23 protein-coding genes are annotated in these 20,977 nt (G+C 59.0%); 9 read left to right on the top strand and 14 right to left on the bottom strand.

Annotated features, from left to right (window positions below):
- Window positions 1-145: 145 nt before the first annotated feature.
- Together AC1Q5O_RS00930 and AC1Q5O_RS00925 are read right to left on the bottom strand one after the other, a co-directional pair.
- A complete protein-coding gene (locus AC1Q5O_RS00930) occupies window positions 146-1,960 on the bottom strand; it encodes a tetratricopeptide repeat protein (RefSeq protein WP_464662897.1) in 1,815 nt (604 codons plus the stop codon).
- 153 nt (window positions 1,961-2,113) lie between these two features.
- Window positions 2,114-3,130 (bottom strand): polyprenyl synthetase family protein, encoded by a 1,017-nt coding sequence (locus tag AC1Q5O_RS00925; RefSeq protein WP_223611574.1) that lies wholly within the window; start codon window positions 3,128-3,130, stop codon window positions 2,114-2,116.
- Window positions 3,131-3,303: 173 nt separating this feature from the next.
- On the opposite strand from AC1Q5O_RS00925, the gene AC1Q5O_RS00920 reads away from it, so the two are divergent.
- The 6 genes from AC1Q5O_RS00920 (at window position 3,304) to moaB (ending at window position 6,958) form a co-directional block, all read left to right on the top strand.
- On the top strand, window positions 3,304-3,525 hold the full coding sequence (locus AC1Q5O_RS00920) for a putative signal transducing protein (protein ID WP_117282345.1): 222 nt from the start codon (window positions 3,304-3,306) through the stop codon (window positions 3,523-3,525).
- Between the two features lie 3 nt (window positions 3,526-3,528).
- Window positions 3,529-4,302, top strand: a complete 774-nt coding sequence (locus AC1Q5O_RS00915; RefSeq protein WP_492561605.1) for a methyltransferase — start codon at window positions 3,529-3,531, stop codon at window positions 4,300-4,302.
- A 91-nt stretch (window positions 4,303-4,393) separates the two neighbouring features.
- Window positions 4,394-5,251: a S49 family peptidase gene (locus AC1Q5O_RS00910; protein WP_223611576.1), complete on the top strand. Its 858-nt coding sequence runs from the start codon at window positions 4,394-4,396 to the stop codon at window positions 5,249-5,251.
- Window positions 5,252-5,336: 85 nt separating this feature from the next.
- Window positions 5,337-5,522, top strand: a complete 186-nt coding sequence (locus AC1Q5O_RS00905; protein WP_091880998.1) for a hypothetical protein — start codon at window positions 5,337-5,339, stop codon at window positions 5,520-5,522.
- 6 nt (window positions 5,523-5,528) lie between these two features.
- The gene (locus AC1Q5O_RS00900) at window positions 5,529-6,413 is read left to right on the top strand and encodes a 4-(cytidine 5'-diphospho)-2-C-methyl-D-erythritol kinase (protein WP_492561604.1); all 885 of its coding nucleotides are present in this window, start codon (window positions 5,529-5,531) and stop codon (window positions 6,411-6,413) included.
- A 2-nt stretch (window positions 6,414-6,415) separates the two neighbouring features.
- Window positions 6,416-6,958 (top strand): molybdenum cofactor biosynthesis protein B, encoded by a 543-nt coding sequence (gene moaB / locus AC1Q5O_RS00895; RefSeq protein ID WP_492561603.1) that lies wholly within the window; start codon window positions 6,416-6,418, stop codon window positions 6,956-6,958.
- Window positions 6,959-6,961: 3 nt separating this feature from the next.
- On the opposite strand, the gene AC1Q5O_RS00890 is transcribed toward moaB, so the two are convergent.
- Window positions 6,962-7,468, bottom strand: coding sequence for a glycosyltransferase family protein (locus AC1Q5O_RS00890; RefSeq protein ID WP_464662892.1), 507 nt, complete (start codon window positions 7,466-7,468; stop codon window positions 6,962-6,964).
- A 148-nt stretch (window positions 7,469-7,616) separates the two neighbouring features.
- On the opposite strand from AC1Q5O_RS00890, the gene AC1Q5O_RS00885 reads away from it, so the two are divergent.
- Both AC1Q5O_RS00885 and rnhB read left to right on the top strand, forming a co-directional pair.
- Window positions 7,617-8,768: a PA0069 family radical SAM protein gene (locus AC1Q5O_RS00885; protein ID WP_492561602.1), complete on the top strand. Its 1,152-nt coding sequence runs from the start codon at window positions 7,617-7,619 to the stop codon at window positions 8,766-8,768.
- A gap of 137 nt (window positions 8,769-8,905) precedes the next feature.
- A complete protein-coding gene (gene rnhB, locus AC1Q5O_RS00880; RefSeq protein ID WP_492561601.1) occupies window positions 8,906-9,565 on the top strand; it encodes a ribonuclease HII in 660 nt (219 codons plus the stop codon).
- Window positions 9,566-9,633: 68 nt separating this feature from the next.
- On the opposite strand, the gene AC1Q5O_RS00875 is transcribed toward rnhB, so the two are convergent.
- The 9 genes from AC1Q5O_RS00875 to AC1Q5O_RS00835 all read right to left on the bottom strand — a co-directional run bounded on the left by AC1Q5O_RS00875 (window position 9,634) and on the right by AC1Q5O_RS00835 (window position 17,215).
- Complete coding sequence (locus AC1Q5O_RS00875; protein ID WP_223611582.1) at window positions 9,634-10,113, bottom strand: F0F1 ATP synthase subunit B; 480 nt, start codon at window positions 10,111-10,113, stop codon at window positions 9,634-9,636.
- 11 nt (window positions 10,114-10,124) lie between these two features.
- Window positions 10,125-10,751 (bottom strand): F0F1 ATP synthase subunit B, encoded by a 627-nt coding sequence (locus AC1Q5O_RS00870; protein ID WP_223611583.1) that lies wholly within the window; start codon window positions 10,749-10,751, stop codon window positions 10,125-10,127.
- Window positions 10,752-10,844: 93 nt separating this feature from the next.
- Window positions 10,845-11,072, bottom strand: coding sequence for a F0F1 ATP synthase subunit C (locus AC1Q5O_RS00865; RefSeq protein WP_008125314.1), 228 nt, complete (start codon window positions 11,070-11,072; stop codon window positions 10,845-10,847).
- Between the two features lie 71 nt (window positions 11,073-11,143).
- Complete coding sequence (locus AC1Q5O_RS00860) at window positions 11,144-11,896, bottom strand: F0F1 ATP synthase subunit A (RefSeq protein WP_223611584.1); 753 nt, start codon at window positions 11,894-11,896, stop codon at window positions 11,144-11,146.
- Window positions 11,897-11,931: 35 nt separating this feature from the next.
- Window positions 11,932-12,342 carry an AtpZ/AtpI family protein gene (locus tag AC1Q5O_RS00855; RefSeq protein WP_492561600.1) on the bottom strand — a complete coding sequence of 137 codons (411 nt, stop codon included), beginning with the start codon at window positions 12,340-12,342 and terminating at the stop codon, window positions 11,932-11,934.
- Window positions 12,343-12,942: 600 nt separating this feature from the next.
- Window positions 12,943-14,058 carry a cell wall hydrolase gene (locus tag AC1Q5O_RS00850; protein ID WP_492561599.1) on the bottom strand — a complete coding sequence of 372 codons (1,116 nt, stop codon included), beginning with the start codon at window positions 14,056-14,058 and terminating at the stop codon, window positions 12,943-12,945.
- Between the two features lie 252 nt (window positions 14,059-14,310).
- A complete protein-coding gene (gene der / locus AC1Q5O_RS00845) occupies window positions 14,311-15,783 on the bottom strand; it encodes a ribosome biogenesis GTPase Der (RefSeq protein ID WP_223611587.1) in 1,473 nt (490 codons plus the stop codon).
- A gap of 17 nt (window positions 15,784-15,800) precedes the next feature.
- Window positions 15,801-16,481: a tetratricopeptide repeat protein gene (locus tag AC1Q5O_RS00840; protein WP_223611588.1), complete on the bottom strand. Its 681-nt coding sequence runs from the start codon at window positions 16,479-16,481 to the stop codon at window positions 15,801-15,803.
- 152 nt (window positions 16,482-16,633) lie between these two features.
- Window positions 16,634-17,215, bottom strand: a complete 582-nt coding sequence (locus tag AC1Q5O_RS00835) for an NnrU family protein (RefSeq protein WP_346308341.1) — start codon at window positions 17,213-17,215, stop codon at window positions 16,634-16,636.
- Between the two features lie 198 nt (window positions 17,216-17,413).
- Between AC1Q5O_RS00835 and AC1Q5O_RS00830 the strand changes: the two genes are divergently transcribed.
- Complete coding sequence (locus AC1Q5O_RS00830) at window positions 17,414-18,406, top strand: polysaccharide deacetylase family protein (RefSeq protein WP_492561598.1); 993 nt, start codon at window positions 17,414-17,416, stop codon at window positions 18,404-18,406.
- A gap of 21 nt (window positions 18,407-18,427) precedes the next feature.
- Here AC1Q5O_RS00830 and sbmA read toward each other — a convergent pair whose 3' ends face one another.
- Complete coding sequence (gene sbmA / locus AC1Q5O_RS00825) at window positions 18,428-19,678, bottom strand: peptide antibiotic transporter SbmA (RefSeq protein ID WP_346308343.1); 1,251 nt, start codon at window positions 19,676-19,678, stop codon at window positions 18,428-18,430.
- Window positions 19,679-19,785: 107 nt separating this feature from the next.
- On the bottom strand, window positions 19,786-20,937 hold the full coding sequence (locus AC1Q5O_RS00820; protein WP_492561597.1) for a YbfB/YjiJ family MFS transporter: 1,152 nt from the start codon (window positions 20,935-20,937) through the stop codon (window positions 19,786-19,788).
- Window positions 20,938-20,977 lie beyond the last annotated feature (40 nt).

The following is a 20,977-nucleotide window of genomic DNA, read 5'->3' as shown; positions in this document are numbered from 1 at the left end:
TTTTGACGGGAAATGGAGTGCCCGTCCTAAGACGTGCCGTCTGGCCGGTCAAGAGAAAGGAAGCCATGACAATGGCTTTCGCAGGCACCCGCAGCGGAAATCATGGCAAGGGTGCCTTGAACAGCACCCCTGTTTCCCACGATGATCAGCCCTTGTTGTCCGGAGCCGGGACAGGAGCCGGTTGCGGCGCTGGAGGTTCCGGTGCTTTCGGGGCATCGCTACCATTCTTGGCAACGCCCGGCTCCTTTGCATCGGGAAGGCCGTTCTTCAGCTTTTCCTCGATCTTGACCAGATCTTCCGGCTCAGGCTTGGAATCGCGGGCGTGGGCCCACTGGAAAGTCGCTTCCAGCTTGCGCCCTGCACGCCAATAGGCATCGCCCAGATGATCATTGATGGTTGCATCTTCGGGACGCAGCTTCACCGCCTGCTCCAGCTGGATGACAGCATCGGCATAATTGCCCATCCGGTAATAGGCCCAGCCGAGCGAGTCGACGATATAGCCATCCTGCGGACGGGAGGCGACGGCCTTCTTGATCAGGTCCAGCCCCTGCTCCAGCTTGATATTCATGTCGATCCAGGAATAGCCGAGGTAATTCTGCACCTGTGGCTGATCGGGATAGAGTTCAAGCGCCTTGGTGAAATTCGGCTCCGCCTTGTCCCACTGCTTCAGCCGCTCATAGGCAATGCCACGCTGGTAGAAAATCATCCAGTCGTTGCGTTCGGGCTTTTCGATCGCCGCAACAGCCTTGTCATAGGTTTCAGCGGCTTTGGCGTAGTTCTTGTCCTGCGCATAGATGCTGCCGATGGCAAGGTAGGTGCGGATATCCTTCGGATCGGCCGCCAGAAGTCCGTTCAAATGCGTGATCGCCTCGTCATGGCGCTTCAAAATGGCAAGATTGATGGCAATCTGCATTTCCGCATCGCGGTTATAGGCGGAATCGGCAGGAATGCGCGTGAAGTACTCGACAGCCTTTTCCGGCTGCTCCAGCTTGGCACTGATGTCACCGATCTGGAAAAGGGTTGCATCGTGATCGGGGCGCAGCGGCAGCGACATCTGCAGATAGAGTTTGGAAAAGGCTTCCGCTCCGCTGCGGTTGATCGCGGTGGCCAAGGTATAGAGCACTTCCGCCGCGCCCTGCTGCGGGGTCTCTACGAGCGGCTTGACGGCCTTGCCGGACGAAAGCTGCTTGCCGAATTCGACCAGAACCATGCGGCCGGACAGCACTTCCGATGCGTCCTTGATCAGCGTTTCCGCGCCGGCTTTGTCACCATTGCGCATCTTGAACGAGGCATAGGCCTCGATCAGCCGCTCATAGGTATCTGGCGCGGCAGCCAGGCTCGGGCGGTCCTCGAGAGCGCTCTGATAGAACGCTGCCGCCTTGTCTTTCTGTCCAGCCATATCGGCGATGAGAGCCGAATTGTAGATCTTGAACAGGGCAAAACCGTCCGGGCCCTTCAGCTTGCTGATCATGGCCAGCGCTTCATTGGGCTTGCCGGCTCCGGCCTTGGCCCAGGCCGAAATCAGACCGGTGATCATTCTGTCGAGATCCGACTGGAGCGACAGCATCATCAGGGTATCCACCTTCTGGTACTGCTTCTTGTTCAGGGCATCGATGCCAAGCGCCAGGCGCGAGAAGCGTTCGATCTCCGGAACCGATTTCAGTTCCTGCGCAATCGGCAATGCCTCCTTGAACTGACCGTCGGTCAGGAGAACCAGCAGGAGGCTCTGGCGCAGTTCCTTGTTTTTCGGATCATAGGCAAGAGCCTGCCGGTAGAAGGAAATGGCGCTGTCGAAATCATTGCTGCGTTCAGCGGTGCGGGCAGAGAGGAAGGCGCCGGACAATGATCCCGCAGCAGTTACCAGATCCTTGCCGGTCGCGGCCGGTGCGGAAATGACACTGATGGTCAAGGCAGCGAGTGTTGCGCCCATCACGGAGCCAAGCAATTTACTGCGCTGCATATACAAAATCCCTCTTCATTGTCGTCATGATGAAATGATCGCCCGAATCCTCAGGAAAAGCATGGCCTTTTTACGGTCCACTCTCAAGTTTCATCGAAAGAATAAAGGCAATTGCCTGCCAGAGGCCATGGCAGGCGTTCGATCCACAACGGATCAGTTCACCCGACTGATGCAAAAGTCGATGACCTCCAGAAGGGCATCCTTCTGCGGCGACTGATCGAGCGGGGCCAATGCATCGCGGGCAATCCCGCCAAAATGCCGGGCGCGCTGGATCGTATCGCTGAGGGCGCCATAGCGGGTCATCAAGCCCTTGGCCTTTTCCAGAGCCTTGTCGTCGTTGACACCGTTCTCCAGCGCTTCCTTCCAGAACAGGCGCTCTTCCGCCGTGCCGCGACGATAGGTCAGAACCACCGGAAGGGTAATCTTGCCTTCGCGGAAATCATCGCCGGTGTTCTTGCCGAGATCCTTGGCATTGCCGCCGTAATCCAGCGCATCATCAACCAGCTGGAATGCGAGGCCGAGATTGAGGCCATAGGAGCGCAGTGCCTGGCGATCCGTGCGCGAGGAGGATGCAATGATCGGCCCCACTTCCGCCGCGGCGGAAAACAGCGCGGCTGTCTTGGCCTTGATCACCGCCAGATACTCATCTTCGGTTGTCTCGAGATTTTTTGCCGCCGCAAGCTGCATGACTTCGCCTTCGGCAATGACCGAGGCGGAGGTTGCCAGCACATCGAGCGCTTCGAGCGAGCCGACATCCACCATCATCTTGAACGCCTGGCCGAGCAGGAAATCGCCAACGAGAACGCTGGCCTGATTGCCCCAGATCATGCGCGCCGTGCTCTTGCCCCGGCGCAGGTCGCTCTCGTCAACCACGTCGTCGTGCAGCAGCGTTGCCGTGTGCATGAACTCGACGCTGGTGGCGAGCTTGACGTGGCCATCGCCCTGGTAGCCGAACATGCGGGCAGCCGCGAGCGTGATCATCGGGCGCAGGCGTTTGCCGCCGGACGAGATCAAATGGTTCGCCACTTCGGGAATCATCTCGACGTCCGAACCTGCTTTCGACAGGATCAGTTCGTTGACACGGGCCATGTCGGCCTTGGTAAGATCAATCAGCGGCTGCACCGATCCCGTGCTGCTCTTCTTATCGTCCAGACTGACAACAACGCCCAAAACGAAACTCCTAAACTTCTCGCATAATGCGGCGACACCTTATTTTGACAGGCTATAACCCGCAAGCGGCGAATTGGCGCGCAAAAATGGCAGGGGTTACAAATTCGTGATAAAGCCCACACATATGCTACAGGACTTACGGCACTTCCGGGCCAGTCATATGGGTAATGGCAATGATCGAAATCATGCGTACAAACGATCCTGTTCTCATCTCCTTTGTCGAATCACTGCTCAAGGATGCCGGCATCCGGCACTTTATCGCCGATTCCAACATGAGCGTCCTTGAAGGTTCGGTCGGCATTCTCGCACGCCGGGTGCTGGTCGATGCCAACCGGGAGGACGAAGTCCGGCGGTTGCTCAAAGACGCCTGCCTCGAGCGCGAGCTGCGCGGCTGATCCATGCCATCGACCGATACGCCCCATACGCTGGATGCATTCCATCGCGGCCGGTTCCACCTGCTCCAGCCCGCGCTGAAGGGGCACCGGTCCGGGGTCGACGCCATGGTGCTTGCCAGTGCCGTACCCGATGATTTTTCCGGCCGTGTCGCCGACCTTGGCGCCGGTGCCGGGGCGGCAGGTCTTGCCGTGCTCGCGCGCTGCAGCAAGGCCAAGGCGGTCTTGATCGAACGGTCCGATTTCATGGCCGATTTCGCCCGCAGATCGCTCGCGCTGCCGGAAAATGCCGCCATCGCTGCGCGCACCGAACTTGTGCAGGCGGATGTCACCCTGACCGGCAAGGCGCGGGTTGCGGCAGGGCTTGCCGACAATAGCTTTGACTTCGTGATCATGAACCCGCCCTTCAACCGGCCCACCGACCGCGCAACGCCCGATCCGGTGAAGGCGGAAGCCCATGTCATGACCGACGGCATGATGGAGCAATGGATCCGCACGGCCGCTGCCATCGTCAAACCCGGCGGCGCGCTGGCCATCATCGCCCGCCCGGCTTCGATAGCCGAACTGCTCGGCGCCTTGCAGCGCCGCTTTGGCGGGCTGGTCATCGTGCCGGTGCAGCCAAGACCGCAGGACGCGGCCATCCGTATCATTATCAAAGGTATTCGCGGCAGCCGTGCGGGCCTTACGCTTGCCCCGGCCCTGATCATGCATCACGAGACCGGCAACGGCTTTACCGAGCGTGCAACGGCGATAAACAATGGCCTGACGTCACTTTTGTAGCATTTTCCGCACGGTGCCATTGTGATTTGATGTGCACCGCTTACATGCGCATGACCCAACCCCGTGCCCGAACGTATAGAAGGAGAGAGCATTGGCCCGATTGATCCGAAAATTGCTGCCGCGCCGCTGGCGCCCCGATTTCGTGGAGATACCGGTGGTTCGCCTGCACGGCGCCATCATGTCTGGCGGTGGTCAATTCCGGCAAAATCTTTCCCTTGCGTCCGTCGCATCGGTTCTGGAAAAAGCCTTTGACGACAAGGATTCACCTGCGGTGGCGATTTCGGTCAATTCGCCGGGCGGTTCACCGGTGCAGTCGCGCCTGATTTACCGGCGCATCCGAGACCTGGCAGCCGAAAAAAACAAGAAGGTCTATGTCTTCGTCGAGGACGTCGCGGCTTCCGGCGGCTATATGATCGCCGTTGCCGGTGATGAGATCATTGCCGATCCATCATCCATCGTCGGCTCGATCGGCGTTGTCTCGGCAAGTTTCGGCTTTACGGAACTGATCAAGAAGATCGGCGTGGAACGGCGCGTCTATACGGCAGGAAAGAACAAGGCGACGCTCGACCCCTTCAAGCCGGAAAACAAGGCTGATATCGAACATCTGAAGGCGTTGCAGCTGGAAATCCATGACACCTTCATCGATCTGGTCAAGGAACGGCGCGGCGACAAGCTGAGCGACAGCGCCGATCTCTTCACCGGCCAGTTCTGGACGGGAACACGCGGTGTTGAACTCGGTCTGGTCGACGGTCTTGGCGACATGCGCTCCTATCTCCAGTCGCAATATGGCCCCAAAACCAAGCTAAAATTGATCTCGCAGCCGCGCGGCCTGTTCGGGCGCAGAATACCATCCGCCAGCGTGCAGATCGAAGGGCTTGGCAGCGGTTTGGCCAATGGGTTGATGGACGCAGCCGAGGAACGGGCGCTCTGGTCGCGTTTCGGACTGTAAACCGGCGCAGGATTTTTTGGCAAGGCCGGAACTCCGTGCTATGAATGCGGATAGGAATGATATCGGTAGTCGAGGGTTACAGACGATGCCACAATTGATCTTTTTTGCTCTTGTCGGCGCCGCCGCCTATTACGGCTATCGTTCGTTCAAGAAGGAAGCACAGCGCGTCTCGCAGCGCGTGCGCGAGGCCGAAAAAGAGGCACAGAATCGTGCACAGGGAACACTGGTCCAGGATCCCGAAACCGGTGAATACCGCCTGCGCAAAGACTGAGCGTCCATGCTTGCCAGTCCTGACCATACAATCAGCCTGACCGCCCCGGCCAAGATCAATCTTGCGTTGCATGTGACCGGCAGACGTGACGACGGCTACCATCTGCTCGACAGTCTCGTCGTGTTTGCCCGCTTCGGCGACCGGCTGAGCGTGACGAAAGCGGCGGCGGATTCCTTCACCCTGTCCGGTCCCTATGGCATGGGCCTTCCCGCCGACGATACGAACCTGGTGCTCCGGGCGCGGGACGCCCTGCGCCAGCGGTATGGCGAACGGGCGACGCCGGTCGCCATTCATCTGGAGAAACATCTGCCCGTCGCCTCCGGCATCGGTGGCGGCTCCAGTGATGCAGCGGCCACCCTGCGTGCTCTGGCTGCCCTGTGGGCTATCGATGCCAGCCTGACGGACCTGGCCGCACTCGGCCTGCCGCTGGGTGCCGACGTGCCGATGTGCCTGCACGGCGAGGCGCTGATCGCGCGCGGCATCGGCGAAGAGATCGAGCGCATCGCAGCCTTTCCGCGCCTGCCCATGGTCCTCGTCAACAATGGGGTGACAGTGTCGACACCGCAGGTCTTTTCCGCACTGACCCGCCGCGACAATCCTCCCCTGCCCGCGCTGCCTCCCCTGACATGCCTTGCGGAGGTTTGCGCCTATCTACGGCAGACGGACAACCATCTTTTCGCAGCCACGCAAAAGCTTGCGCCCTCGATCAACGGAAGCATGCAGGCATTGCTGGACACCAACCCGTTGCTCGCGCGCATGTCCGGCTCGGGCGGCACCTGCTTTGCACTCTACAGCGATGACGCGGCGGCTGATGCAGCCGCAACGCGGTTGCGCCAAAGCCAGCCCGCGTGGTTTATCGTCGCCACCAGCAGCACTATGGAAGGGAACTGATCTTGGCCCGCATTGACGAGACACGCCCCTTTGTACCCGTCGGGATTGCCGTGCTGACCGTTTCCGATACGCGCACGCTCGATGACGACAAATCCGGCACGACGCTGGCCGACCGCATCACGGCAGCAGGACACCGCCTGGTGGACCGAGCCATCGTGACCGATGACCGCGACGCGATACGCGACAAGGTGCTTGCCTGGTCAAACAGCCCCGATGTGGATGTCGTTATCACCACCGGCGGTACGGGCTTTACCGGCCGGGACGTAACACCTGAAGCACTGGAGCCGATCTTTGAAAAGCGCATGGACGGCTTTTCCGAGGTATTCCACCGGATCTCCTACGACAAGATCGGCACGTCGACCATCCAGTCCAGGGCAACCGGCGGTGTGGTCAATGCCACGTTCGTTTTCGTGCTGCCGGGCTCACCCGGCGCCTGCAAGGATGCCTGGGATAATATTCTCCAGTTCCAGCTCGACTACCGCCATATGCCCTGCAATTTCGTCGAGATCATGCCTCGGCTGGACGAACATCTCAAACGGGGCTAACAGCTATTTCGACGCGCCGGGAATAATCTCCGCCCGCAGACGCTTCATGGCGAGACCGCGCGCCAGGTCCGCCGCACTCTTGCCCGGAGCCGACAAAGCCATCGCCTGACGCTTTGAAATCAGCAGCCCGTTGGCGAGAGGATTTCCGGGCGCAAAAACCCGCGCGAAGAACGGCTTCCGATGCGCGTGGGAACGGGTGAAACAGGCTGGCCCCTGCATGCGTTCCACATGAAGGGAGACAGCCTCGATCCAGCCGTCGATCAGCCGCGCACCGGGTTCGATGAACAAAATCCAGTCGCTGCGCGCGCGGCGCAGACCGTCGATCAATGTCTGGTCCTGCAGGAAAATACACCCAGCCGCATCGGCCACGCGGTGGGTCTGGTCGGTCGATCCGTGATCGATGACGATGACATCGCTCAACACACCTTCGACAGCTCCGCCCACCAGTCCGCCGAGCGTTCTGGCCAAGGGTTCATCGGCATTGCGGGTTTCGATCAGGACGGAAATCATTCATTTCAGTTATAGTATTATTATTGAAATTTCCATCATCCTTTTTCAGCAGATTGTTCTTGATTTGTTCTCATAATTTGCTAGGAATACATTCATGTTGCGACGGTATGAGCGACTCGGTTTCGCTCCGGTCTCAAGGAGAATGTCAATGAACATCATGGTGCAGGCGGACAAGGCCGCTTTCGGGCAAGGCCGTGCCGAACATGCCAATGTGCTGGTCGACGAAGCCGGGTTGCGGATCGACCATGGACGCCGGCGCGGACGCGGCGCAGGCATGAACCCATCCGGGCGTTTCGAGCCGGAAACCCGCCATGTCTTTGACGATGGCTGGGAAACAATCGAGGACCTGCCCGCCTTCAAGACCGAGGTGCAGATCGAGAAGCCGCGCACGATCATCACGCGCAATGACTCGCCGGATGTCGGCTTCGACCGCTCGATCAATCCCTATCGCGGCTGCGAGCACGGCTGCATCTATTGCTTCGCCCGTCCCACCCACAGCTATATGGGTCTGTCCGCCGGGCTCGATTTTGAATCGAAACTGTTTGCCAAGCCCGATGCCGCCAGGATGCTCGACCGCGAACTGTCCAAACCGGGGTATACCGCCAAAACGATTGCCATCGGTACCAATACGGATCCCTATCAGCCGATCGAGAAGAAGTGGCGCATCATGCGCGAGATTCTGCAGGTGCTCGAAGAGCATCAGCACCCCGTCGGCATCGTCACCAAATCGGCGCTGATCATGCGTGATATCGATATTCTCGCCCGCATGGCCGATAAGGGTCTTGCCAAGGTCTGCCTTTCCGTCACGACGCTGGACGGCAAGCTTGCCCGGACGATGGAACCGAGGGCCTCAACCCCGACGCGGCGGCTGCAAGCGCTGCGTGCACTCTCCGACGCGGGCATTCCGACGGGAACCCTGGTGGCCCCGATCATTCCGGGTCTCAACGATCACGAGATCGAGCGCGTGCTTGACAGCGTGTATGCGATGGGCGCGCGCGAAGCCGGCTACGTGCTCCTGCGCCTGCCGCTCGAGGTCAGTCCCATCTTCAAGGAATGGCTGCTGCGCAACTACCCGGACCGTTATCGCCATGTTCTTTCCCTCGTGCGCTCCATGCGCGGCGGCAAGGATTACGACGCGGAATGGGGCAAGCGCATGCGCGGCGACGGTCCCTATGCCTGGCAGATCGGACGCCGGTTCGAAATCGCCGCCAAGCGCCTCGGCATCAATCTCGCCAAGCGCCGTCTGCGCACCGACTTGTTCGTGCCAACCGCAGGCAGCGAACAGTTGTCGCTGTTTTAACCAATCAAACGGGTCTTCGACCTGTTTCTGAAAATCCGTCGAGCGCCCCCCATCCCGCTGACGGAAGTCCCGATGCCCTACCCCATCCGCATCGGGGCCTTGCAGAGAATCAGAACGAATGCGAGTCTCGCCGCAACATGGCTCGATTGCGTTCTGATTCTCTGCTTCTTCCTCTCGATACCGGCAAACCCGATTTTGCGACGGAGCGCCGGCTCATGCGCGACGGCGTGCTCCATATCGTGGGGATCGACGAAGCCGGTCGCGGGCCACTGGCAGGCCCTGTTGTCGCTGCGGCGGTCATCCTTGACCCCGAGCGGATTCCCGATGGTCTTGACGATTCAAAACGCCTGACCGCCAGGAAGCGCGAGGAATTGTTCGATATCATTTTGCAGACAGCGCTGGCATCGGGTATTGCCAGTGTCGCCGCGCCGGCAATCGATGCCACAGATATTCTGAAAGCCGCGCTGGAGGCCATGCGCCGCGCCACCTGCGGCCTTTCCATCCTGCCGGGCCACGCGCTCATCGACGGGCGGGATGTGCCGCGCGGCCTTCCCTGCCCCGGCACGGCGATGATCAAGGGCGACCAGCGTTCGGTCTCCATTGCCGCGGCCTCCATTCTCGCCAAGGTCAGCCGCGACCGGATGATGGCACAGGCCGGCCGCCACTACCCGGCCTATGGGCTTGAGACCCATGCGGGCTACGGTACAGCGTTTCATCGCAGCGCGATGCTAACCCACGGACCGGTGGCTGGCCTGCACCGTTTCAGTTTTGCACCGCTGAAGAACCGGGACGTTTAGGGCGGGGTCACGCGCCCAAAAGAAAAAGCCGCCTCGCGGCGGCTTTCTCTAATTCCATTTGCCCTCAATCAGTTCAGGCGGGTCTTCACTTCGCTCAAGGAAGACTTGAACAGGTCAGCCGATGTCTTGGCATCAACCTTGTCCTTGAGGATACGTCCAGCAGCGGCAACAGCGATATCGACTGCGGAAGCGCGAACGTCGTTGACTGCCTCGGTCTCGGCCTGGGCGATCTTCTGCTCGGCAAGCTTGTTGCGGCGGGCAACATATTCTTCCGTCTTCTGCTTGGTTTCCTCAATGATAGCATGGGCTTCGCGCTGCGCAGCGGCAACGATCTCGCCAGCTTCCTTTTCGGCTTCCTTGCGCTTGCGCTGATACTCGGCCAGCAGCGACTGCGCTTCCTCGCGCAGGCGGCGGGCTTCTTCCAGCTCGTCGCGGATGCGCTCGGCGCGGCCGTCAAGCGACTTGCCGACAACGCCCGGAACCTTGAGGTAAACCATCAGCGCCAGGAAGATAACCAGCGCAATCAGGGCCCAAAATGTTGCGTCCATCATGCTTCTCCTTAACCGCGCACGGCTTTGACCGCAGCGGAAACACTTGCCGTATCGACAGTTCCACCGATGATCTTCTTGACGATTTCCGCCGCCGTTTCCTCGGCGATGGCACCGACGCCAGCCATTGCCTTGTCCTTGATGGACGCAATGCTTGCCTCGGCTTCAGCCAGCTTCTTTTCCAGGGCAGCAGAGATTTCCGCTGTTTCAGCGTCTGCCTTGGCCTTGGATTCATCACGGGCGGTCTGAGCAATGCTGCCGGCCTTTTTCTTGGCTTCGGCAAGTTCCTGCTCATAGGCGGCGAGCGCCTCATCCGATTCCTGCTTCATGCGGGCAGCCTGATCGAGATCGGTTGCGATGCGATCGCGGCGGGTCTCGATGATACCGCCGATACGCGGCAGAACCACACGCGACAGGAACAGGTAGAAAAATGCAAATGTCAGTGCCAGCCAGAGCAGCTGCGAAGCAAAATGGCTGGAGTCGAAAGGCGGGAAAACACCTTTATGCGCCACACCCGTTTCGGAGTGGGTCGCAGTGGCATGGGCATCAGACGCGCCACCCGTTGCAGCCGTGTCGGCATGCGCAGGTGTCTCGGTCTGAGCGGTTGTGGATGCGGCATGAGCCGAAGACACAAACATATGTTGTCCCCTTGGTTCGGGCATTTCCCGATCTGCTGACTTTAAATATTATACTGGCCGCGCAGAGCGCAGCCAGTATGAATTGCTTGCTGATTAAACAGCGAACAGAAGCAGAAGAGCGATGAGCAGCGAGAAGATGCCCAGAGCTTCAGTAACGGCGAAGCCGAATACCAGACGGCCGAACTGGCCATCAGCTGCGGATGGGTTGCGCAATGCACCGGAGAGGTAGCTGCCGAAAATGTTGCCAAGGCCGAGGGCCGTTCCGGCCATACCAAAGCAGGCGAGACCTGCACCGATGTACTTTGCTGCTACGGGATCCATGTTAAACTCCTTTGGATAGAATAGTTATTGATCGATTGCGTTTGGCGGAGCCCCGCCGGCGAAGTTCGTTCTCAGTGACCGCCAGGATGCACTGCGTCATTCAGGTACATGCATGTCAGCACGGTGAAGACGTAGGCCTGCAGGAAAGCCACCAGGAATTCGAGACCGGTCAAAGCGACCGTCATGGCGAGCGGCAGAATCGCGCCGCCAATACCGGCAGCTCCGAGCGCACTCAGCGACACCACGAAACCAGCAAACACTTTCAGCGTGATGTGGCCAGCAAGCATGTTGGCGAAAAGACGAACTGAAAGGCTGATCGGGCGGGAAAGGAAAGAAATGATTTCAATCGGCACAACGAGAAGCAGCAGCGGCGCCGGAACACCGGACGGCACAAAAACACCAAGGAATTTGAAGCCGTGCTTGGCGAAACCGTAAACGAGAACCGTACCGATCACGAGGATCGCAAGCGCGAATGTCACGATGATCTGGCTGGTAATCGTATAGAAATACGGGAACATGCCGAGCATATTGGCCACAAGCACGAACATGAAGAGCGAGAAGACAAACGGGAAGAATTTCATTCCCGAGGTTCCGGCCGAATCGCGCAGCGTGGAAGCCACGAACTCATAGGCCATCTCGGAAACCGACTGTAAACGGGTCGGGATCAGACCGCGATTGGAAGAAGTCAGATAGAGAAACGCCGAAGCAACCGCAACCGTCGCAACCATGAAGGCTGACGAATTGGTGAAGGACAGGTCAATTCCACCGACATCAATGGGAATCCATCGTGCAATCTGGAATTGATGGATCGGATCGTTGGCCACGCTAACCTCGTCTATATCGTTCCATGCCCGCAGGCTTATTCCGGTTTCTCACGGTCATCGCTCTTGTCGAGCTCAAATCCGCGGTTCTCCGCCACACGTCCTGCGGAGCGCAGGATGTTCAGCGTTCCGGCACAAAAACCCAGAAGGAGCAGAATGATCAGCCCCCAGGGTGAAGTGCCCAAAAATCGGTCAGCTAACCAGCCCAACCCCGCACCAACCAGAACGCCGGCGATAAATTCGCTCGACAGTTTCATGGCCTGCGCGACACCGGAGGCGGTCCCCGTCCCCTCGTCTTTCGAACCGGGTTTCCCGCCTACGCCCTTTGAAGCCAGTTTTGCTTCCAGATCGCGGCGGCGACTTTCCAGTTCATCCGAAGTCAGCGGCTTTCCGGCATCCGGCGTATTACCGACAGAACCTGACTGATCGGGCTTGTTTCCCGTGGCCAATGGCATGTCCTTTACACGCTGAATGCGAGGCTTCACCCCCGCTTCGAAGTCGCGCGCAACATATTGTTACGATCCGCGCTAGTCAAGGCGCAGAAGCAGGAGTCTCAAGGGTAATTTTCGCGGGAAATTTCAATACCTTAGGTAAATATGACTTTATGTCTCACCTCTGAGGGCAAAAATCGCGCGCGAATCCTGTGGATGAGACAGGTGTTCAGACGCATTCCAGCAGCATCCCAACACAGCTTTCGATGGCCAATTACGCCGCAACGCAACCCTGCGTTTCTTGCGGCGTTCGTCAAATCAGAAAATAAATGACGATACCAATACTGACGGTTTTGAGGGCGAAGCAGAAGGCACCGAGCCAGCCGGTGTATCGGGACGATGGGCCTCCCGACCATGGCAATGGCCTTGCCCTCAAACTTGGAGGTGATACTATGTGGTACCTGCCACTTAGTATCACCCTGATATTGAAAAGAACCCGGACGAGCTGGCAACTCACCATCCGGGTTCAATTCACATAATCAGGAAGGAGGGGCGGGCGAAAGCCTGTCCCTCACTCCAAGGACAGTATAGCAGTTTTTGTTTGGCTTCCAAGGGCCGTCAAATCCAACCACCGCCATAGGTGCGGTAGAAAACGTGCTGGCCAATCTTGTCGACGCGTTTCATGGTGTGCGCCCAGTTTGGCCGGACATAGACGGCGTGATAGTGGGTGGCCGAGCCGACCTCCGGCAGGAAGATGCGCCCTGACGTAACAGCCATCGCGATTTCCTGCGCCATTTTCCAGTATTTCGGCTCCGTCACGACCAGCTTGCGTCCTTCACAGGCGAACGAGAACTGACAGCGGTTGATCCAGTCGTCGTTCTGGTAGACGACACCGCAAATGGTCTTTGGATAGGCAGGGTTGCGGACGCGGTTGAGAATGACCTGCGCAACGGCGGCCTGCCCCTTCAGGCTTTCGCTTCTCGCCTCAAAGTAAATGCCCGTCGCCAGGCATTTCTGTTCTTCCTTGGTGAAAACGACCGGCGGCAGCGGTGATGCCAGCCAGGCATGATCGCCAGCCCCCAGCTGCGGGACAAATCGCCCGGGCTGTTTTGGCTCATTGAGAATGTTGTCGAAAGGCGAGGTTTTCGCGTAGTCGGGTTCAGCCGGCGCATAGCCCAATGCCAGGACATCCGGCGTGTTGTTGGTGATCAGGCTGGCCAGCATGGGCGAGACCTGCGGATCGGCCTTGGCCGGTGCGCGATTATGAAATGCCAGAGCGATCTGGATTTCCTTGCCGGCGATCTTCGGCTTGGCAAAAGCCATTTCGACTTCGACGCCATGGGTCGGGCGGATCAGCATGCTCGATCGCTGGAGGATGGAACCTGCACTGAACGCCTTGGGCGGAGCCTTCTTGCTGATGGTGACGATGCGCCCCTGCTTCTCGACCCGGTTGATGCGATCTTCATCGGGTGTCGCGCCGGGTGATTTCCCGGTGCCGTTGACAACGATCGGACCGATGCCCGGCACGTCGATACCACTGGCGGGAATGCTCGATGTGATGGCCTTGTCATCGACAAGGGACATATTGGCTTTCTGGATGGAGCCGGCGGGTGACTTTTCCAGATAGGCCGTCCAGCGGCCCTTGCCGGATTCGGCACCCGACAGCATGCTGGCCATATCCTGATAGGCGACGATCGTGGGCGAGAACAGATAGATGGCCGTGCCGATAATCACCGGACCGATAAAATTCCTGTTTGTCCGATTCTTTTGCAGGGGCTTCAATGCCCTCGAAAACTCAGAGAAACGCACGCCGATACCCCACTCACAACCGAACAATACTGGTTGCAAAAATGAAGCATTAACCTTGATGGAGAGTTAACAGCCCTCGCGAAAGCGTGTAGCCGGTTGGTTTGGCGGACCAGTGCAGATGCAAACCGCCCCCGTGCAAAAACACGAGGGCGGCAGGATTTGTTGCGGAGGAATAGGTTAGCGCTTCTTTTTTGCCCGTCCGGCAAACGGATTATCCGACGTGCGCAGGACCAGCCGTAGCGGAACACCCGGCATATCGAACGTCTCGCGCAGTCCGTTTGTCAGATAGCGCACATAGGAGGTCGGGAACGCTTCCGGCCGCGAACAGGAGATGACAAAGCCCGGCGGGCGGGTTTTGACCTGCGTGATATACTTGATTTTGAGGCGGCGGCCGGCGACGGCGGGCGGCGGGTGATGCGTCGTCACACCTTCCATCCAGCGGTTCAGGCGACCGGTGGAAATACGGCGGTTCCATACCTCGTCCGTCGAGGCAACGGCGGCCATCAGCTTGTCGATGCCCTGGTTGCGTTCACCCGAGATCGGGACGGCACGGATACCGCGAATCTGCGGCAGCAGCCGCTCGGTCTTTTCGCGCAGATCGGCCAGCACCATCTGGCGGTTTTCGACCAGATCCCATTTGTTGAAGGCGATGATCGGTGCGCGGCCCTCACGGATGATCAGATCGGCGATCTGCAAATCCTGCTTTTCGAAGGGGATCGTCGCATCAAGCACGATAATGACGACCTCGGCAAACCGAATGGCCCGCAGCGCATCGCCCACGGACAATTTTTCGAGCTTACCCTGAACACGGGATTTGCGGCGCAGCCCAGCGGTATCGAACAGCTTGATCTTGCGGCCATTCCACTCCCAGTCGACGGAAATGGAATCGCGCGTGATCCCCGCTTCAGGCCCTGTCAGCAGCCGATCCTCACCAAGCATCGTGTTGACCAGTGTCGATTTACCGGCATTCGGGCGCCCGACGATGGCGATGCGGAGCGGCTTGCTGGAATCATAGGCCGGGATGTCTTCGGCATCCGGATCGTCGATATCGTCGCCGATCAGATCGTCCTTCGGTCCCGCAACGGCGGGAATGGTGACGGCGACCGCGTCGCTCTCGGGATCTTTCGTCTCGTACTCATCCGGGAAAACGCGCTCTTCTCCCAGTATTTCGACGATCGCGTCGCGCAGATCAGGGAAGCCCTGCCCGTGCTCGGCCGAAATCGGGCAAGGTTCGCCCAGTCCCAGCTGATAGGAATCGTACATGCCGGATTCGGCACCGCGCGCCTCGGCCTTGTTGGCAACCAGAATGACCGGCTTGCCGGAACGGCGGACGAGGTCGGCGAAGGTTACGTCGGTGGGGGTTATACCGGCCTTGGCATCGACAAGGAACAGGATGAGATCAGCCTCCCCGATGGCCAGTTCCGTCTGGGCACGCATGCGGCCTTCCAGCGAATCACTGGGGACCTCCTCAAGACCTGCGGTATCGATGACATCGAACTTCAGGTCGTACAGTTTGGCGGCATGGACACGACGGTCGCGCGTAACGCCCGGCAGATCATCCACCAAAGCGATCTTGCGGCCGACAAGCCGGTTGAAGAGGGTGGACTTACCGACATTCGGACGGCCGATAATGGCGAGGGTGAAACTCAAAGACTCAAATTCCTGTGTTAACCGGCAGCAGCAGCGGGTGCTGCGCCAGTGCTGCGAAGCATGTCGAGCATCGTGTCGGCAAACTGGCGAATATTGGCGGGAGCGGCCTGATCATCGGAAATCTGCTTGAACAGCTTTTCCGCATCACCGCCGCGACCAGCTTTCCATGCGGCAAGGCCAAGGGCCTCACGCGCGGAATGGCGCATCGGATTGCCGTCGGACGAAAGAGATTCGACGCGTTTGGCAACATCGTCGTAGGAGCCTGTGTCGAGAAGCAGCAGGGCGGCGCGCAGTTTTGCCAGATCCCGGAGGGATTGGGGAACAGAGGCATCCGCCGCAACTTCGTCAAACGCAGCCACTGCGGCCGCCGGGTCACCCTTTTGCGCCTGCACGCCGGCAGCGCGCATGCGGGCCAGCACGGGATAAGCACCGTAACCGGTCTTTTCCAGTTCACCCAGCGTCTTCAGCGCTTCATCATTCTTGCCGTCCCGGACAAGATTGAGCGCAGCCAGAAACTGGTCGCCGGATTTCGACGCCTGCTTTTCGGTCCAATATTCATAGAAGGCGAAAACACCCGTGCCGACGACAAGGGCCACGGCAGCGCCGATCAGCAGGCCGCCAAAGCGCTTCCAAAACGCCCGCATCTTGTCGGAGCGGAGTTCCTCATTTACCTCACGGAAAAAGCCGTCGTCAGTCATAGTGCCTCATTGGTGCCCTTGGGGCCTGCGATGAAATGAATTGCAGATGCGCGAAGCAGCCCTCGCCGCTCCGCGCACACAGTTAGAGCGCTTTTAGTCGGAAAATCCTCGGGATGTAAGGGCCAAGTGAAAAATAGCCCTCAGCCGGCTGTTTAAACTGGTGATACCCCGATCAGCCAGGCATGCAGTTTCCAGACAAACAGGGCGTAGAGCACCACACCGGCGACAATGGCCATGATATCGTTGGAAACCGGTCCGGGCACAATCACCGTGCGCATCAGGCCCGCCCGCTCCTGCCGCTTGATGGAAATGCGATCGACCACGGCCCAGGCCAGAAATGACAGGAACAGGACGAGCGACGCCAGATCGCCATTGGCCATGAGATGCGCCAGCGCCCAGATTTTGACGGCAATCAGCGTGGGATGCTTGAGAATGGGCTTCAGCTTTCCCGGCTTGAAATTCGAAATCATCAGCGAGATGAACGAAAACAGCATCAGAAGCAGGGTGATGTGCTTCAGCCAGACCGGCGGCTCATAAATGAACAGCGAATAAGGCCGCGCCAGCACATACCCCCAGATGATAAGTATCAAACCTAGGAAGGAAATGACGGAGTAAAACCCCTTCCACTTGTTCTCGCCCCATGCGGCGATCTTGTCGAGACGCCATTGCGGCGCAACGATGCGGACCGAGTGAATTCCCAGAAAGACAACAATACCCAGAATCAGCACCAGCATGACCGGTTCCCCCGTTTTCCGGGAGAGTACAGCGGCTTCAGAACAGTTCCAAGACAGGTGCTTGCGGTGGATCGACGCGTCCGATCATCGCCACAATTCCCCTGTAGCGAGAATCGTTCCTCCCATTGATAGCGTCGTATCAGCATTATGCGTTTGATTTCTTGTGCCCTTGCCGCGTCCCTTGCCCTCACGGCATGCATGCCCGCTTTTGCCAGCGAAGGCACGGAACTGCGCGGTTCCCTTGGCAGCAAGCCGCAATATGTGCTGATCTCCTTCGACAATTCCGGCAGCAATGCCCTGTGGGAGCGCAGCCGGGCGCTCGCCGAGCGCTCCAACGCCAAATTCACCTACTTTCTCTCCTGTGTCTTTCTGATCGACCGCGCTGACCGCAAATCCTATCAGGCCCCCGGCGAATCCAATGGCCGCTCCAATATCGGCTATGCCGCATCGAAGGATGACATTGCCAAACGGCTCGACAATATCTGGCGGGCGCGCAATGAGGGCAATGAGATTGCCAGCCACGCCTGCGGCCACTTTGATGGACGCACCTGGTCGAAGGCGGACTGGATCAGGGAATTCACCGCCTACAAGCAGGTGCTGCGCACGGCCTGGGCAAAGTATGGCAGCGATCCCGAGCCGGAGGGTTGGAAAGCCTTTGTCGACACAGAAGTGCGCGGCTTCCGGGCTCCATATCTCTCCGCCAGCCCTGCCCTGCTGTCGGCATTGAAAGACATGGGTTATGCCTTTGACGCCAGCAGCGTTTCCAAGGGTCCGGCTCTGCCGATCCATGCGGGCGGGCTATATCAGTTTGCGCTGCCCACCATCAGCGAAGGCCCGGAACACCGCCCGGTGGTGGCGATGGACTACAACATGTTCGTGCGCCACTCCGGCGGCTTCGAGCGGGCGGATCACCTCAACGAATTTGAAAATCGCGCCTATGACGCGTTCAAGGGTGCCTTTGACCGCCAGTACAGGGGTGAGCGCATTCCCTTCCAGATCGGCATCCATTTTACGCTGATGAACGGCGACGCCTATTGGCGGGCACTGGAACGCTTCACATCCGACGTCTGCACGAAGCCTGACGTGCGCTGCACGACCTATAGCGATTATCTCAAACAGACCGGCGCCGAAGCGCCCTCCGCCGCCGCTCCGGCAGTCAGCCGGAGGAAGGTAACGGACAGCGGCATCTGACCGCCGCCCGTCACTGCATTCTTAGCGCTCAGTTCCTGTTTCCAGATAAAGCTGATCGATGGACGGCAGAGGCTCGCCCTCCAATGTAGCCTCGAAGGCTTTCAAACGCTTCTGGATTGAAAGCAGTTCGATGACTGTCGTCCACGAATTGACCAGAAATTGGAAAGAGTTCGTCACATTCGAGAACGCTGACAAGATCTGCTGGAAGATACCCAGGGTGATCGTGCCGGCTGCCAATGTCGGAACAAGCAGGAAAAGGCCAAAGACATTGTCGGCCTGCAGATAGACGTAGCGGAAGACGTTGAAGTAGACGTAGTGGAAATACAAACGGAAGTAATTCTTCCGGACGTTTGCAAAGAGCTCCTTCACGGCAAGCGGCTGGGCACGATCTCCATGATCTTCACCATAAACAAGTTCCTTTCGGTAGGCCGCTTCAACTCTCTGATTGCGAAACTGCAAACCCGGAAGCTTTACACCGACCATTGCCAGCAAGCCGGTTCCGAAGATTGCCCAAGCAATGGCCGCGAAAACCAAGGGATGTGGTATGACGCCGACAACAGGCAAGGCGACGATGTGGCTGGAGAGCTGTGCGAGCAAGGGCAGGAACGCTATCAGTGTCATGGCCGACTGTATGAAGGTGATACCCAGACCTTCAACAATCGATGCAAAACGCATCGTGTCTTCCTGAACGCGCTGTGCGGCACCCTCAATATGCCGAAGCCTTTCCCAATGTTCCATATAGTAGCTGTTCATGGCCGTGCGCCATCTGAAGACGTAATGGCTGGTAAAGAAAAGCGTTGCGACCGCTACCGCAATTGCCACGCAGGCGATCACCGCGAATGTGATAACGCCGGCGTAAAGATCCGGGGCAGCAACAACATTTTTACCGCCCATTGCCTTTTGAACCATGTCGAAAAACGAGCCGCGCCAGTTGTTCAAAACAACATCGACCTGGACGGAAAAATACGACGAAAACAGGATAAGGGCGGAGCCCAGAATTGACCAGTTCTGCCACGGGTGAGGCGAATACCACGCCCAGAACGCATAAAAAATACCAATGAATACAGCAAAATAGACATAGACCCAAAGATAGGGCTTTGTGAAGAAGACCGTGATGCCAACGATGGGAGGTACCGCCGGGTCAGCGGGAGCCAGTCCCACGTAGGAACCAAATTGTTGACCTCCGGCATACCAGAGCAGAACAGCGGCCAAGGCCCACAGAAGCGCCGAGATGAAAAACAACTTCGGCTTGGGAAAAAATGAGACAAACACGGCAGATGGACCCTCGCATAAACACACAAATCAGGGTTGATTTGATGTGAGCCTACCACCACGAATAGGGCAAAGAATGAACGCCAGCAATTAAATTGCTGTAATGTTCACGGTCTGGAAAGAAACGCAAAGGCCGCCCCGACGACGAGGCTGGCGGCGGCGGCAAGGGTCGCGATGGTAAAATTGCCGGTGATATTGGCGAGATAGCCGCCGACGAGCGGCCCGATGATCTGGCCGATGCCGAAGGCCGCCGTCATGACGGCCATGACCCGGCGCGGCGACTGCGGCAGAATGGCCCGCCCCGCCTGAAAGCCGGCTGCGGTGATCACGATGAAGGTCACCCCCAGGAGCACGCCTCCGAGAAGCGGCCCCACGGGGGGCGGCAGGACCACGCTGGCGGCCACGCCCACGGCCTGTACCAGCATGCCGAGCGCCACGACGGCAAACGGGCCGACCTGGCGCAGCAGCGGCCCCCACAACCAGACGGACAGGGCGGCGCTCACGCCGGTCACAAACCAGACCAGCGCTTCCATGGACGCGCCGCCATGGCTGGTGCGCACGATGGCAATGATGAATGTGGCGGTGATGATGTAGCCGAAGCCGAAAACCCCGTAGGCGATGTTGATCTTGAGGAAGGCCGGCGTCCAGCGGACGGGCGGCTCCTTGACACCAGCGCCCGTGCGCACCGGACCTTCGCGCAACAGCCACAGCACGGCAAACAGCCCGAGGATGGAGAGGATAGCCGCGCCGATCCAATCCTGACGCCAGCCGTAACCGCTTGCGGCGCTTGCCGCCACCAGCACGGAGGAGAGTGCAATGCCGGCACCGACGCCGCCGAAATGCAGTGCCTGCAAACCCGGACGGTTGGCCGCAGCGAGGTGACTGAAGACGATGGTTGCAGCAAGCACCAGCATGAACGCGCTGGCCATGCCGGCCAGGAACCGCAGGATCGAGAAGACGATGATGCCGTCGCCGAGGCTCATGGCGAGACACAGTGCCGCACTGGCGGCAAGGGAGGCCAGAACCACGGCGCGCTCTATGCCTGACGCCCAGCCGTAACCCGCAATGATCGCACCGAGGAGATAGCCGACATAATTGGCCGAAGCGATGATTCCGGCATCACCCGGCGACAGGCCGAGATCGGTCATCATGGCCGGCAGGATCGGCGTGAAAATGAAACGGCCGATCCCCATTGCGACGGCCATCGTGACAAATCCGCCAAGGGCGTAACGAACAGGAGAAGAGGCTGGTGGGGTCATGCCGCGGACATTATCGCTGCGATGCAGCATGACAAGACAA

It is taken from the genome of Phyllobacterium sp. MT110, from assembly GCF_058792715.1.
This window is presented reverse-complemented; position numbering and strand designations above follow the sequence as displayed.